Genomic DNA, 14,425 nt, shown 5'->3' with positions numbered 1-14,425 from the left:
AACCTCGCGGCCGAACGGGCCCTGGATCCGGGCGCGTTGACCCGGGTGCCCGCCGGGGCGTGGAAGGACGCCTCCCGTACGGACTTCTCCGCGTGGCCCGCACGCGGCGACCTCACCGGCGACCACGCGCTGCTGCGCCGCGCGCTCGCCGTCTGGGCGCGGCCCGGCAGCAAGGTGCGGGTCTCGGTGACGCGGGGCACTCCCGCGGGGCCGCCGTCCGGGCCGCCCCAACTGCTGTACGCGGGACGGGTGGACGGCTCGCGGGTGGTGCTGCTGTACGACGGTCTGCGGGCGGCGCGGTACGCGGAGCCGGAGGGCGCGGACTCCGGCGGCGCCGTCCTGGACATCGCCCGTACGGACGGGGCCTCCACGGCGGAGTCCGGTGCGCTGGTGATCTCCCGCAGCGACTCCAACGTCCGCTATCTGACGGCCCCTTGGGTGCGGAAGGCGGCCGAGGTCGACCTGTTGCGGCGTGAGGACGACGGACGCCGGCTCACGCGCGAGGACGACGGCGTGCTCACCTCGCTGACGGGCCCGTCCACGACCGCCCGCTCCTGTCACCGCTGGCCGGGCCTGCTGCTCACGGACGACGAGGGGAAGCGCCGTCTCTACACCGACCTGGGCGAGTTGACGGCCGTACGGCTCACCGGCGGCAACCCGGAGGGGAAGACGCGCGACGCCACCGGGCCGGGCACCCGGGCGCGGCTGGCGCGTACGGCGTGCGGGCTGCGCTCGATGCTCGGGGGCGGTGTACGCACCGTCAACACCTGGAAGTTCGCGACGCAGGTGCTGCCGGGCGGACTGCACTCGGCGACCTGGACGTGCACGCGCGGCGAGACATGGCGCGGCACGGGCTCCCGGGTCTTCACCGGCTTCCGGCGCTCCGGCGGCGAAGGCGAAGAGCAGGGCGCGCAGGCGGTGTTCACCGGACGCGCGAACGACACGACGGCGTGCGGGCCGCACCGGCCGCATGTGGTGACCGGTGCGCTGTGGAAGAGCAGCGGGGGCAACTGGTATCTGCTGGCGGCCGGCAGCCGGGACGTCACGAGCATCCGGGTCTCCGGCGCCGCGGGCGGTTCGGGAGGCACGACGCTGGGGCGCAGGGTGGCGCTGCCGGTGGAGAAGGGCGTGAAGGCGAAGGTGACGGCGCGGCTCGCGGACGGCGAGCGGATCAGCCCGCCGCGCTGAGCCGCCGCCCCCTGCCGCACGCCCGGCATGAACTCGCCCTGCCCGCACGGACGTTGACGCACGGCACAGCTAGAGGACCGGCCCGACCGGCCGGGCGCGTGCGGACCGCCGTGTGACGGACCGCCGGCCGGCCGGACCGGAGTGGGCCGGGCGGAGACGGAAGCGAGGGGTGCGATGGGGCGGCGCACCCGCCGGAGGGTCAACCGCTCCCCGCCCGGGGTCTGTTCGGTTCAGCGATCGCTCACCGGGGCTCTCCCGGCCGGGCCGCCGCCGGGCGCCTGGCCCGTGGACCCGCGGACGACGAGTTCGGGCTGGAAGACGAACTCCGTGTGCGGCACCGGGTTTTCGCGGATCTCCTCCAGCAGCGTGTGCACCGCCGCGTTCGCCATGGCGCGCACCGGCTGCCGTACGGTCGTCAGCGGCGGGTCCGTGAAGGCGTTCAGCTCCGAGTCGTCGTAGCCGACGACCGACACGTCGCGCGGCACGTCGAGTCCCCGCTGCCGCGCGGCCCGTACGGCGCCCAGCGCCATCAGATCGCTGCCGCACACGAGGCCCGTGCAGCCCTCCTCCAGCAGGGCGCCCGCCGCCGCGTGGCCGCCCTCGACCGTGAACAGGGTGTGCCGTACGCACCCCGACGCCGGCACCGGCCCCTCCGCCTCCAACTCCTCGGCGAAACCCTGCGCCTTGCGGCGCACCGGCACGAAGCGGTCGGGGCCGACGGCCAGCCCGATCCGCCGGTGTCCCAGGGCGCGCAGATGCCGTACGGCGATGCGGGCCGCCGCGTGGTCGTCCGGTGAGACGAAGGGCGCGGAGACGCGCTCGTTGAAGCCGTTGACGAGGACGTACGGCACGCCGCGCGCCGCCAGCCGGGCATAGCGTCCGGGGTCGGCGGTCAGATCGGCGTGCAGTCCGGAGAGGAAGATGATGCCGGTGACGCCGCGTCCGACGAGCTGGTCGACGAGTTCGTCCTCGGTGGCGCCGCCGGGCATCTGCGTGCCCAGGACGGGGGTGTAGCCGTAGCCCGTGAGGGACTGCTCGATGACCTGGGCGAAGGCCGGGAAGATCGGGTTGGTCAGCTCGGGGATGACGAGGCCGACGAGTCCGGCGCTGCGCGGCCGCAGCCGTACGGGACGCTCGTAGCCCAGCAGGTCGAGCGCGGCCAGCACCCGCTGCCGGGTCGAATCGGCCACGCCCGCCTTGCCGTTGAGGACCCGGCTGACGGTCGCCTCGCTGACCTTCGCCTGGCCCGCGATGTCGGCGAGGCGGGTGGCGGGGAGCGCGGAGAGGGGAGCGGTCATGCGCCGGTCCCGGCGGCGCCCGCCGCGTCCTGGCCCGGCTTCTCTCCGTCCGGTCCGGTGCTCCACCACGCCGTGGTGTCCGCCGGCAGGGACGTGCCGCCGTCGTACGGTCCGCTCGCGAGCAGCAACTCACCCGGTACGTAGGGGAGTTCGGCGGTCTCCTCGCCGGTGTTGGCGGTGCAGACGAAGGTGCCGCGGCGGAAGGCCAGCACCCCGTCAGGGGCGGGCAGCCACTCGACCGCGTCGCCCGCCCCCAGCCCGGGGTGCTCGCGGCGCAGCCGCAGCGCGGTGCGGTACAGCTCCAGCGTGGAGTCGGGACGGTCCGACTGCGCGGCGACGGACAGCTCGCCCCACTCCCCGGGCTGCGGCAGCCAGCTCCCCGCGGCGCCGAACCCGAAGGAGGGGCCGCGCTGTTCCCAGGGCAGCGGCACGCGGCAGCCGTCGCGGAGCCCGTCCTGCCCGTTGTCGCGGAAGAAGGACGGGTCCTGGCGTACGGCGTCGGGCAGATCGGTGACCTCGGGCAGCCCCAGCTCCTCGCCCTGGTAGACGTACGCGGAGCCGGGCAGCGCCAGCATCAGCAGCGCGGCGGCGCGGGCGCGGGCCAGTCCGCCGCCGAGGCGGGTGCGGTGGCGTACGACGTCGTGGTTGGAGAGCACCCAGGTCGCGGGGGCGCCCACCGGGCGCATCGCCTCCAGCGACTCGTCGACGACGGCGCGCAGCGCCCCGGCGTCCCAACCCGTCTGCAGATAGTGGAAGTTGAACGCCTGGTGCAGCTCGTCCGGGCGTACGTAGCGGGCGGTGCGGCCCGAGTCCGGCGTCCAGGCTTCGGCGACGCCGATGCGCTCGCCCGGGTACTCCTCCAGGACGCGGCGCCAGTCGCGGTAGATCTCGTGCACGCCGTCCTGGTCGAAGAAGGGCAGCCGTGCGTTGCCCAGCAGCCGGAGCTGGCCGCTCTCGCCCGTGTCGGGCAGGCCGGGCGCCTTGACCAGGCCGTGGGCGACGTCGATACGGAAGCCGTCGACGCCCATGTCGAGCCAGAAGCGCAGCACGGTGCGGAACTCGTCGTGTACGGCGGGGTGTTGCCAGTCGAAGTCGGGCTGCTCGGGTGCGAAGAGGTGGAGATACCACTCCCCCGGGCTGCCGTCGCTCTCCTTCACCCGGGTCCAGGCCGGGCCGCCGAAGACCGACTCCCAGTCGTTGGGCGGGAGTTCGCCGTCCTCGCCCCGGCCGGGACGGAAGTGGTAGCGCGCCCGGCACGGCGAGCCGGGACCCTCGTCGAGCGCCTGCTGGAACCAAGGGTGCCGGTCCGAGGAGTGGTTGGGCACGATGTCGACGATGACGCGCAGGCCCAGCCGGTGCGCCTCGCCGATGAGGGCGGCGGCGTCGGGCAGCGACCCGAGCCGGGGGTCGACGGCGCGGTAGTCGGTGACGTCGTAGCCCGCGTCGGCCTGCGGTGAGGCGTAGAAGGGGCTGAGCCACACCGCGTCCACGCCGAGCCGCGCGAGATACGGCAGCCGCGACCGTACGCCCGCGAGGTCGCCCATGCCGTCGCCGTCGGCGTCGGCGAAGGAGCGCGGATAGACCTGGTAGATGACGGCGTCGCGCCACCATCCCGTGCGGCCGGCCCGCGGCGGTAGGGCGTCGGCGGTGGCCGGAGTGCCTGCGTGTCCGGGCTGCTGCGTCATGTCATCCCTGAGAGGTAGAGGGGTCAAGTGGGCCGCGGCGGTCAGGACTTGGTCGCTCCCGCGGTGAGCCCGGCGACGAGGTGGCGCTGTGCGAAGCCGAAGACGACCGCGGCGGGCACGGCGACGACCACGGCGGCGGCCGTCATCGAACCCCAGTCGGCGCCGTAGCGGTTGACGAAGGTCTGCAGGCCGCCGGCGAGGGTCAGGTTCTCCTCGCCCGTCATGAAGGCGGTGGCGTAGGCGACTTCGGCCCACGCCGTCACGAACGTGTAGAAGCCGGTGACGGCCAGCCCCGGCCGCGCCAGGGGCAGCACGAGCCGCCAGAAGGTGCCGAAGGGGCTGAGCCCGTCGACGCGTCCCGACTCGTCGATGTCGACGGGGACGGTGTCGAAGAAGCCCTTCATCATCCACGCGCAGAACGGCACGGCCACCGTCAGATACGTGATGACCAGCCCGGCCGGCTGGTTGAGCAGCCCGAGGCTCGCCATGGTGTTGTACAGCGGCACGATCAGCACGGCCATCGGGAACATCTGCGTGATCAGCAGCACCCACACCAGCGGCCGCATCCCGGGGAAGCGGAAGCGGCTCAGCGCATAGCCGGTGGTCGCCGCGATGAAGACGCCGATCACGGTCGTACCGAGGACGACGAGCAGCGAATTGCCCAGCCACGTCAGGAAGTACGTATCGGCGATCACATGCGTGTAGTTGGCCAGCGTGACGTCGCGCACCAGCGCGGTGGAGAACGACTCGCTCTTCGGCTTGAAGGACGTCACCAGCAGCCACAGGGGCGGGAAGAGCGCCACGGCGGTCGCCGCCAGCAGTCCCGTGTGCAGCCCCAGGGCCGCGAGAGGCCCGCGCTGTCCGCGCCCCCGCGGCACGCGAGCGCCGCGGTCCGCCGTACGACCCGCCGCCGTACGGTCCACCCCCGTGCCCTCCGCTGCCGTCCGCGTCGCGGCCACCGTCACCACACCTCTCCCTGGCGGCGCAGCGCACGCCTGTAGACGACCGTGAAGAGCGAGAGCAGCACCAGGATCAGCACGCCCCAGGCGGCCGAAGTGGCGAAGTCCCGCGGGCTGTTGATGAAGGACAGCCGGAAGGCGTACGTCACGAGGATCTCCGTGGAGTCCTCCGGTCCGCCCCTGGTGAGCAGATAGATCACCGGGAACATGTTGAACGTCCAGATGGTGCTGAGCAGGACGACGGTGCTGCTGACCGTCCGCACGCCCGGCAGTGTGATGTTGCGGAAGCGCTGCCACGGCCCGGCGCCGTCCATCTCGGCCGCCTCGTACAGCTCGCCGGGGATGCCCTGCAGCGCGCCGAGCATCGCGACGATCATGAAGGGGACGCCGAGCCACACGTTCACGGCGATGACCGCCACCTTCGCCCACACCGGGTCGCCCAGCCACGGCACGGCGTCGATGCCGCCGCCGTCGAGCACCTTGTTGAGCAGGCCGTTCTTCTCGTTGAAGAGCATCTTCCAGGCGAAGACGGACACGAAGGCCGGGATGCCCCACGGCACGATCATCCCGATGCGGTAGAAAGACCGGCCGCGCACCTGCCTGTTGAGCATCACGGCCAGCGTCAGACCGAGAACGAAGGTGACGCCGACGCAGCCCGTCGTCCATACGACGGTCCAGCCGAGCCGTTCCCAGAAGACGCCGTCGCCGAGGATCGCCGCGTAGTTGTCCAGGCCCGTGAAGTGGTACGTGGCGGGCAAGTGGTTGACGCCGATGGTGCGTTCGACGTTCGCCTCGTCGGCGTCGGTGAGCGACAGATAGACGCCGCGCACCAGCGGGTAGCCGACGATGACCCCGATCACGAGCACGACCGGGGCGACCATGGCCCACGCGTACCAGTGGCGCCGCCACAGCGCGGCGAGCGGACTCGCAGCGAACGTGCCGCGCTCCCCGCCGGCGCCACCGCCGCCGTCCCGCTTCCTCCGCCCGGTCCGGTGCCCGCTCCCGCGGGCGGCGTCGCGCACGCCGCCCGCCGTCGCGGGGACCGGCCGGCTGTCCGTCCCTGCAGCCATGGCCCCTCGGCCTCCTCTTGAGCCCCGCGGGCCTACTTGTAGTCCTTGAGCAGCTTGCGGAAGTCCGCGCCGACCTTGTCGGCGGCCTCGTGCGGGCTGCGTCCGCCGCTGAGCACGGCGTCCATCTGCCCCCGTACGGGCTCGAAGAGGGAGTTGCCCTCGGCGATCCACGGCCGCTGCACGGCCTTGTCGACGGCGGGCTTGAAGAACTCGACCATCGTGTTGTCGCGCACCGAGGGCTTGTCGTAGACGGACTCGCGCGTGGGCAGCAGGCTCAACTCCTCGGTGGTGCGCTGCTGCACCTCGGCGGAGCTCATGTACTTCGCGAACTCCTGTGCCGTACGCAGGTTCTTGCTGCCGGCGTACACCGAGAGGTTCCAGCCGCCCTGCGGCGAGGCGGCGCGCTTGCTGCCCGCGGGGACGGGCGCGACGCCGAGGTTGTCCTTGTCGTCCTTGAACTGCTTGCCCTGCTGCGCACCCGCGATGTCCCACGGACCGTCGACGATCATCGCGACGTCGCCGTCCTGGAAGGCCTTGAGTCCGTTCTCCTGGCCGTCGCTGCTGTCGGTGACGGCGGCGCCGGAGTCGACGAGGTCCTTCATCCTGGCGAACGCCTTGGCGCCCGGCTCGTCGTCGACGGTGACCTTCTTCTCGGCGGGGTCCACGAGGTCGCCGCCCTCGCCGTAGAGGTAGGGCAGGAACCAGTACGGGTCGTCGCCGCGCAGATACAGGGCCGTCCCGCCGGTCTTGCTCTTGATCTTCTTCGCGGACTTCTTCAGCTCGTCGAAGGACTTCGGCACCTCCACGCCCGCCTTCTTGAGCATCTTCTTGTTGTAGAAGAGGCCGAGGGTGTCGGTGACCTGCGGCACGGCGTACGTACGGCCCTTGAAGCGGGTGCTGCCCGCGGCGGTCTTGAGGTAGTCGGAGACGTCGTCGAGCGCGGGGGTGCCGTCCAGCGGTGCGAGGTAGCCGAGGTTGGCGAAGTCGGCGACCCAGGCGACCTCGGTGCGCATCACGTCGGGGGCGCCGGAGTTGCCGCCGGCGGCGTTCTTGAACTTCTGGTTCGCGTCACCGAAGTTGACGTGCACGTACTTCACATCGACGTTCGGATGCTTCTTCTCGAAGCCCTCGGCGATCTTCTTGTACGCGCCCTTCTCGGCGTCGTTCGAGGTGTCCCAGTAGGTGACGGTCCCGCCGATCTTGCCCTTGCCCGCGCTCTGGCCGCCGTCGTCGCCACCGCACGCCGTCGCCGTCGCCGCCAGTGCCAGCACCGCTGTCGCCGCGGTCAGCGCTCTGCCACGCCGCATGTCCGTTCCTCCCCTGTCGGCCGCCGGGCCTGGGTGGCGCCGGACTGCCGAGGAACGTAGCGGCGGCGGCGCGGTTTTCGCAAGACCTTGCGGCAACTTGCAGCAAGTGGCTTTCGGCCTCCGCTTCCCCTGCGCGGTGTGCAGCCGTGGCCGCGCCCGGTAGGGTCCAGCCCTGTGACCGCACGGCTAGCTGACATCGCAGCACAGGCGGGGGTCAGCGAAGCGACGGTGAGCCGTGTCCTCAACGGCAAGCAGGGCGTCGCGGCGGCCACCCGCGAGTCCGTACTCGCCGCCCTCGACGTGCTCGGGTACGAGCGGCCCGTGAAGCTGCGGCACCGCAGCGCGGGCCTCGTCGGACTGATCACCCCCGAGCTGGAGAACCCGATCTTCCCCGCCTTCGCGCAGGTCATCGCGCAGGGCCTGACGCGGCAGGGCTACACGCCGGTGCTGGCGACGCAGACGCCCGGCGGCTCGACCGAGGACGAGCTGACGGAGATGCTCGTCGACCGCGGCGTCGCCGGGATCGTCTTCGTCTCCGGGCTGCACGCCGACACCACCGCGGACACCCAGCGCTATGAACGCCTGCGCGGCCAGGGCGTGCCCTTCGTCCTCGTCAACGGCTACTCGGAGAAGATCCGCGCACCGTTCGTCTCGCCCGACGACCGCGCCGCGATGCGACTGGCCGTCACACATCTCGCCGCGCTCGGCCACGAGCGCATCGGGCTGGCGCTGGGCCCCGAGCGCTTCGTGCCCGTGCAGCGGAAGATCGAGGGGTTCCTGCGCGCGATGCGGGAGCAGGTCGGCCCGTCGGCGGGCCCGGCGCACGGCACCGACGCGGCGCACCCGTGGGAGACCCTCGTACAGCACTCGCTGTTCACGCTGGAGGGCGGACAGGCCGCCGCCGGCGCCCTGTTGGACCGCGGCTGCACTGCGGTGGTGTGCGCGAGCGACATGATGGCGCTCGGCGCGATCCGCGCGGTACGCCAGCGCGGCCTGGAAGTCCCGCACGACGTCTCGGTGATCGGCTTCGACGACTCGCCGCTCATCCCCTTCACCGATCCGCCGCTCACGACGATCCGTCAGCCGGTGTTCGCGATGGGGCAGGCGGCGGTCCGCGCGCTGCTGGAGGAGATCGGCGGCACGCCCGCTCCGCACAGCGAGTTCGTCTTCCTTCCGGAGCTCGTCGTACGGGGCTCGACAGCGTCCGTCCCCTCGGTCGCAAGGAGGACGGAACGGGACGGATACCCGACCGCAGGATGATCGGCGGGGTGTCCCCTTCTGGCAGACTGTCCCCTCATGGGGGCATCGACGACAGGGACCGAACGGACAGACGGGACGGCCGCCGTGACGCGGCCGGAGACCGGGAATCGCGAGCCCGGCAGGGCCGAAGCCGCCGGGGAGAATGACAGAGCCGTCACGCCCGCGAAGCGCCCCCGCGCCGCGCGGCGGCCCAGCGTCTGGTTCGAGATCGTCCTCGTCGGAGTCTTCTACGCGGTGTATTCCGCGATCCGCAACGCCGTGCCCGAGCAGCGCGTCCAGGCCCTCGACAACGCGGACTGGGTGTGGCGGGCGGAGCAGTTCCTCGGCATCGCCGTCGAGGACGCCGTCAACCACGCGGCCGACAGCGTCACCTGGCTCATCCTCACGATGAACTACTACTACGCGACGCTGCACTTCGTGGTCACCGTCGTCGTCCTGGTCTGGCTCTATCTCGCGCACCCCGGGCGGTACGCGGCGACGCGGCTCGTCGTCTTCGCCACCACCGGCACCGCGCTGCTGGGCTACTACCTCTTCCCGCTGGCGCCGCCCCGGCTGATGCGCGGCGACGGATTCATCGACACCGTCCAGGTGCACCAGACTTGGGGCTCGATGGCGTCGGGCAACCTCGCCGACATGTCCAACCAGTACGCGGCGATGCCCTCGATGCACATCGGCTGGGCCGTGTGGTGCGGCGTGACGATCGCCGCGCTCGCCAAGCCGCTGTGGGTACGGGTGCTGGGCGTGCTCTATCCGCTGGTGACGCTGACCGTCATCGTGTGCACCGCCAACCACTTCTGGCTGGACGCGGTGGGCGGCGTGATCTGTCTGGCCTTCGGCTTCGCGCTCTCCTGGGGCTGGTACGGGCGGATCGCCTACCGGCTGCCGAGACTGGCCGCGGCGGCGCCCGCGCGCGCGTAGCCCACCGGACGCGGACGGCGGTCAGCCCTCGTAGAAGAGCCGTTCGGCCACCGCGCGGGCCCTGCGCGTCACCCGGCGGTAGTCGTCGAGCATCTCGCCGCTGCCGCCCGCGTCGCCGGCCCGCGGTCCCGGCCCCGCCGCCTCGTATCCCAGATAGCGTCCGACGGCGCCCAACTCCCGTGCCTCGGACGGGAATGTGTCGCCGGGCCGGCCGCGTACCAGCGTCACCGCGTTGCGCACCCGCGTCGCCAGCAGCCACGCCTCGTCCAGGACGCCGGCGTCCTCCTCGTCGATGAGGTCCGCCGCGCGGGCGGCGGCCAGCGCCTCGCGGGTACGCGTCGTACGCAGGCCCGGTACGGACGCGGCGTGCCGGAGCTGGATGAGCTGCACCGTCCACTCGACGTCCGCGAGCCCGCCGCGGCCCATCTTGGCGTGCGTGGTGGAGTCCGCGCCGCGCGGCATGCGTTCGGCCTCCATGCGGGCCTTGAGCCGGCGGATCTCGCGCAGCGACTCCTCGCTCAGCCCGTCGGCGGGATACCGCAGCGGGTCGATGAGTTCGCAGAAGCGGCGGCCCAGGTCAGCGTCGCCCGCGACGGGCGCGGCACGCAGCAGCGCCTGGCTCTCCCATGCGGCGGACCAGCGGCGGTAGTACGAGGCGTAGGAGTCGAGGGAGCGCACCAGCGGGCCCGACTTGCCCTCGGGGCGCAGATCGGTGTCGACGACGAGCGGCGGGTCGGTGCTGGGGAGCTGGAGCAGCCGGCGCAGTTCGGTCGCGACGGCCGACGCGGCCTTGGCCGCCTCCTGTTCGCCCACACCCTCGCGGGCCTCGTAGACGAAGAGGACGTCGGCGTCGGAGCCGTAGCTCAGCTCCTGCCCGCCGAAGCGGCCCATGCCGATCACGGCGAAGCGCGCGGGCAGTTCGTCGCCCCACTGTCCGCGTACGGCGGCGCGCAACGCCCCCGCGACGGTCGCGGAGTTGATGTCGGTGAGCGCGGTGCCGATACGGTCGACGGCCTCCGCGGGTTCCTCCGCGGGCAGTTCCTCCGTCCCGTACGCGCCGATCAGGTCGCCCGCCGCCGTACGGAACAGCTCCCGGCGGCGCACGCCCCGCGCGGCGGCGACGCCCGACTCGGCGTCCTCGGCGCGGCCGACGGCGGCCAGCACCTCCTGCGTCAGCGCCGCGCGGGAACGCGGCAGCAGACCGTGCTCGTCGCCGAGCAGCGCGACCGCCTCGGGGGCGCGCAGCAGCAGATCGGGGGCGAAGCGCCCGGCGGACAGCACCCGTGCGAGGTTCTCCGCGGCGGCGCCCTCGTCCCTCAACAGCCGCAGATACCAAGGGGTGTTGCCGAGCGCGTCGGAGACCTTGCGGAAGCCGAGCAGCCCGGCGTCGGGGTCGGCGGAGTCGGCGAACCAGCCCAGCAGCACCGGCAGCAGCGTCCGCTGGATCGCGGACTTCCGGCTCACGCCGCTGGCCAGCGCCTCCAGATGGCGCAGCGCGCCCGCCGGGTCGGCGTAGCCCAGCGCCTCCAGCCGCTGCTGTGCGGCGCTCGGCGACAACCGCGCCTCGCCGACGTCGAGTTGGGCGACGGCGTCGAGCAACGGCCGGTAGAACAGCTTCTCGTGCAGACGGCGTACGGCCGCCGCGTGCCGCCGCCACGCCTTGTGCAGCTCGGTCACGGGCTCGCTGCGGTAGCCCAGCGAACGGCCCAGGCGGCGCTGGTCCGCCTCGTCCTCGGGCATCAGATGCGTACGCCGCATCCGGTGGAGCTGGATGTGGTGCTCCATGGTGCGCAGGAAGACGTACGCGGACTCCAGCGCCGCGGCGTCCTGCCGTCCCACGTAGCCGCCGACGGCGAGGTCGTGCAGCGCGTCGAGGGTGGTGGGGCTGCGCAGTGCGGGGTCGGTGCGTCCGTGCACCAACTGTAGGAGCTGCACGGCGAATTCGACGTCCCGCAGCCCGCCGGGGCCGAGCTTCAGCTCCCGTTCGACCTGGGCGGTGGGGATCGCCGCGACGACCCGGCGGCGCATCTGCTGCACGTCCGGTACGAAGTTCTCCCGCTCGGCGGCCTGCCACACCAGCGGCGCCACCGCCTCCGTGTACGCCTCGCCCAGCGCCGTGTCGCCCGCGACGTGACGGGCCTTCAGCAGTGCCTGGAACTCCCAGGTCTTCGCCCAACGGTTGAGGTAGGCGAGGTGGGAGTAGAGCGTCCGTACGAGCGGACCGTTGCGGCCCTCGGGACGGAGGTTGGCGTCGACCGGCCAGATGGTGCCCTCGGCGGTGGTGTCGGAGCACACGCGCATCATGCGGGCGGCGATGCGGGTCGCGGCCTGGAGCGCCGCCGACTCCTCGGCGCCGTCGGCGGGTTCGGCCACGAAGATGACGTCGACGTCCGAGACGTAGTTCAGTTCGCGGCCGCCGCACTTGCCCATGCCGATGACGGCGAGCCGGCAGGCGGCGGCGTCCTCCGGAGCCTCGGCGCGGGCGATGGCAAGGGCCGAACGCAGCGTCGCGGTGGCCAGATCCGCCAACTCCGCGGCCGTACGGGCGAGATCGCTCGTCCCGCACACGTCGCGCGCCACGACGGACAGCAGGCTGCGCCGGTAGCGGTGCCGCAGATCGTCCGGGTCGTGCGCGGGGCAGACGGCGGTCTCGAACTCCAGGACGCCCGGGTGCAGATCGGCCGCCTCGAACGTCACCAGGGACTGCCAGTCGTCGGGGTGGCCGGCGAGATGGTCGCCGAGCGCCTCGGAGACGCCGAGCACACCGAACAGCCGGTCGCGCAGCGGCTTGCTCGCGAGCAGCGTGTCCACCAGCCGCTGCGGGTCCTCCTGCGCCTCGACGAGCCGTACGAGTCCGCGCAGCGCCAGGTCCGGGTCGGCGGTGCCGGCGAACGCGTCGAGCAGCCCGGTGTCGGCCCGCACCTCCTCCAGGCCGGGCGTGGCCAGCAGCGTCTCGGCGGCGGCGGGCTCGGTGAAGCCGCGCCTGATCAGTCGTCCGTACCGGGTGTCCCGGCGCCCGCCCTGCACCTGACCGTCCTCCGTCGTCGTGCTCTCCCGGTCCGTGTCCGCCTGCCCCGTCCCCGGGCCGGGATGCGGCTCCGCCAGCTTCCGCCGCGGACGCGGCGGCGGCCCGTGCCGCGGATGCGCCCGGGGCGGGCGCGGCGGCTCACAGCACCGGCAAGGACTTGCGCAGCTCGAACGCGGTGACCTCGCTGCGGTACTCCTCCCACTCCTGCTTCTTGTTGCGCAGGAAGAAGTCGTAGACGTGCTCGCCCAGTGTCTCGGCGACCAGTTCGCTGCGCTCCATCAGCGCGATGGCCTCGCCCAGGTTCTGCGGCAGCGGCTCGATGCCCATCGCGCGGCGCTCGGCGTCGGAGAGGGCCCAGACGTCGTCGTCGGCGCCGGGCGGGAGTTCGTAGCCCTCCTCGATGCCCTTCAGACCGGCGGCGAGCAGCGTGGCGTAGGCGAGATAGGGGTTGGCGCCGGAGTCCAGCGAGCGCACCTCGATGCGGGTGGAGCCCATCTTCCCCGGCTTGTACATCGGGACGCGGATGAGCGCGCTGCGGTTGTTGTGGCCCCAGCAGATGTACGACGGGGACTCGCCGCCCTCGCCCGCGGTGCGGTTGGCGCCGCCCCAGATGCGCTTGTAGGAGTTGACCCACTGGTTGGTGACGGCGGAGATCTCGCCCGCGTGCGTCAGCAGCCCGGCGATGAAGGAGCGCCCGACCTTCGAGAGCTGGTATTCGGAACCGGACTCGTAGAAGGCGTTCCGGTCGCCCTCGAACAGCGAGAGGTGGGTGTGCATCCCGGAACCGGGGTGCTCCGAGAAGGGCTTGGGCATGAACGTGGCCTGCACGCCCTGCTCCAGCGCCACCTGCTTCATCACCAGCCTGAACGTCATGATGTTGTCGGCGGTGGACAGCGCGTCCGCGTAGCGCAGATCGATCTCCTGCTGGCCGGGGGCGCCCTCGTGGTGGGAGAACTCCACCGAGATGCCCATCGACTCCAGCATCGTGATGGCCTGCCGGCGGAAGTCCATGCCGACGTGCTGCGGTGTGTGGTCGAAGTAGCCGGAGGAGTCCGCGGGCACCGGCCGGGTGCCGTCCACGGGGCGGTCCTTGAGCAGGAAGAACTCGATCTCGGGGTGGGTGTAGAAGGTGAAGCCCAGGTCGGATGCCTTGGCGAGGCTGCGCTTGAGGACGTAGCGCGGATCGGCGTACGAGGGCGAGCCGTCCGGCATGAGGATGTCGCAGAACATCCGGGCGGTGCCCGGGGCCTCCGCGCGCCACGGCAGTATCTGGAAGGTGCTCGGGTCCGGCTTGGCGATCATGTCGGACTCGTAGACGCGGGCGAAGCCCTCGATCGCGGACCCGTCGAAGCCCATGCCCTCGTCGAAGGCCTGCTCCAGTTCGGCGGGCGCGACGGCGACGGACTTGAGGAAGCCGAGGACGTCCGTGAACCACAGCCGTACGAACCGGATGTCGCGCTCCTCCAGCGTCCGGAGCACGAATTCCTGCTGCTTATCCATAGTCACCCATCCTCGCTGGTCGGGGTGGCTCCTCGCACCCGGTGGTCCCCCGGGCCGCCAGGGGCCCGGAGGCGACCGGACGAGCATCGCACCTCGAGGTTTCCCCGGCGTTGCCTGCCCGCGCGGCCTCCTCACGCCGCTCCCAGTAGACCACGTGTGGGGGACGTCGCGGCCAGCCGGGAAAGGCGTCGGCGGCGGGGCCGTACGGCGGG

General features: G+C 72.3%; 9 protein-coding genes and 1 pseudogene. 3 read left to right on the top strand and 7 right to left on the bottom strand.

Annotated features, from left to right (window positions below; genetic code table 11):
• Positions 1 to 1,188: pseudogene (locus AN218_RS36815) on the top strand (hypothetical protein); the annotation flags it as partial.
• A 230-nt stretch (positions 1,189 to 1,418) separates the two neighbouring features.
• Here AN218_RS36815 and AN218_RS19395 read toward each other — a convergent pair.
• The 5 genes from AN218_RS19395 to AN218_RS19375 all read right to left on the bottom strand — a co-directional run bounded on the left by AN218_RS19395 (position 1,419) and on the right by AN218_RS19375 (position 7,507).
• Positions 1,419 to 2,486, bottom strand: coding sequence for a LacI family DNA-binding transcriptional regulator (locus AN218_RS19395; RefSeq protein WP_070018158.1), 1,068 nt, complete (start codon positions 2,484 to 2,486; stop codon positions 1,419 to 1,421).
• On the bottom strand, positions 2,483 to 4,171 hold the full coding sequence (locus AN218_RS19390; RefSeq protein WP_070018157.1) for a glycoside hydrolase family 13 protein: 1,689 nt from the start codon (positions 4,169 to 4,171) through the stop codon (positions 2,483 to 2,485). The genes AN218_RS19395 and AN218_RS19390 overlap by 4 nt, the downstream gene beginning before the upstream one ends.
• A 41-nt stretch (positions 4,172 to 4,212) precedes the next feature.
• The gene (locus tag AN218_RS19385; RefSeq protein WP_070018162.1) at positions 4,213 to 5,049 is read right to left on the bottom strand and encodes a sugar ABC transporter permease; all 837 of its coding nucleotides are present in this window, start codon (positions 5,047 to 5,049) and stop codon (positions 4,213 to 4,215) included.
• 83 nt (positions 5,050 to 5,132) lie between these two features.
• Entirely contained in the window at positions 5,133 to 6,200 is a 1,068-nt protein-coding gene (locus AN218_RS19380) for a carbohydrate ABC transporter permease (RefSeq protein WP_079132347.1), read from the bottom strand.
• A gap of 32 nt (positions 6,201 to 6,232) precedes the next feature.
• On the bottom strand, positions 6,233 to 7,507 hold the full coding sequence (locus AN218_RS19375) for an extracellular solute-binding protein (RefSeq protein WP_171908721.1): 1,275 nt from the start codon (positions 7,505 to 7,507) through the stop codon (positions 6,233 to 6,235).
• A 174-nt stretch (positions 7,508 to 7,681) separates the two neighbouring features.
• Between AN218_RS19375 and AN218_RS19370 the strand changes: the two genes are divergently transcribed.
• The gene (locus AN218_RS19370) at positions 7,682 to 8,767 is read left to right on the top strand and encodes a LacI family DNA-binding transcriptional regulator (protein WP_070018156.1); all 1,086 of its coding nucleotides are present in this window, start codon (positions 7,682 to 7,684) and stop codon (positions 8,765 to 8,767) included.
• A gap of 36 nt (positions 8,768 to 8,803) precedes the next feature.
• Complete coding sequence (locus tag AN218_RS19365) at positions 8,804 to 9,685, top strand: phosphatase PAP2 family protein (protein WP_070018155.1); 882 nt, start codon at positions 8,804 to 8,806, stop codon at positions 9,683 to 9,685.
• 21 nt (positions 9,686 to 9,706) lie between these two features.
• Here the strand turns inward: AN218_RS19365 and AN218_RS19360 are convergent, their stop codons facing one another.
• Both AN218_RS19360 and glnA read right to left on the bottom strand, forming a co-directional pair.
• Positions 9,707 to 12,712 carry a bifunctional [glutamine synthetase] adenylyltransferase/[glutamine synthetase]-adenylyl-L-tyrosine phosphorylase gene (locus AN218_RS19360; RefSeq protein ID WP_070018154.1) on the bottom strand — a complete coding sequence of 1,002 codons (3,006 nt, stop codon included), beginning with the start codon at positions 12,710 to 12,712 and terminating at the stop codon, positions 9,707 to 9,709.
• Positions 12,713 to 12,851: 139 nt separating this feature from the next.
• Complete coding sequence (gene glnA, locus AN218_RS19355) at positions 12,852 to 14,213, bottom strand: type I glutamate--ammonia ligase (protein ID WP_070018153.1); 1,362 nt, start codon at positions 14,211 to 14,213, stop codon at positions 12,852 to 12,854.
• Positions 14,214 to 14,425 lie beyond the last annotated feature (212 nt).

Source organism: Streptomyces nanshensis, assembly GCF_001751255.1.
Classification (GTDB): Bacteria; Actinomycetota; Actinomycetes; order Streptomycetales; family Streptomycetaceae; genus Streptomyces; species Streptomyces nanshensis_A.
This window is presented reverse-complemented; position numbering and strand designations above follow the sequence as displayed.

Bases quoted from the DNA above. Each gene is read 5' to 3' on its own strand.
- AN218_RS19395 (WP_070018158.1), bottom strand. From the start codon at position 2,486: ATGACCGCTCCCCTCTCCGCGCTCCCCGCCACCCGCCTCGCCGACATC.
- AN218_RS19390 (WP_070018157.1), bottom strand. From the start codon at position 4,171: ATGACGCAGCAGCCCGGACACGCAGGCACTCCGGCCACCGCCGACGCC.
- AN218_RS19380 (WP_079132347.1), bottom strand. From the start codon at position 6,200: ATGGCTGCAGGGACGGACAGCCGGCCGGTCCCCGCGACGGCGGGCGGC.
- AN218_RS19375 (WP_171908721.1), bottom strand. From the start codon at position 7,507: ATGCGGCGTGGCAGAGCGCTGACCGCGGCGACAGCGGTGCTGGCACTG.
- AN218_RS19365 (WP_070018155.1), top strand. From the start codon at position 8,804: ATGGGGGCATCGACGACAGGGACCGAACGGACAGACGGGACGGCCGCC.
- glnA (WP_070018153.1), bottom strand. From the start codon at position 14,213: ATGGATAAGCAGCAGGAATTCGTGCTCCGGACGCTGGAGGAGCGCGAC.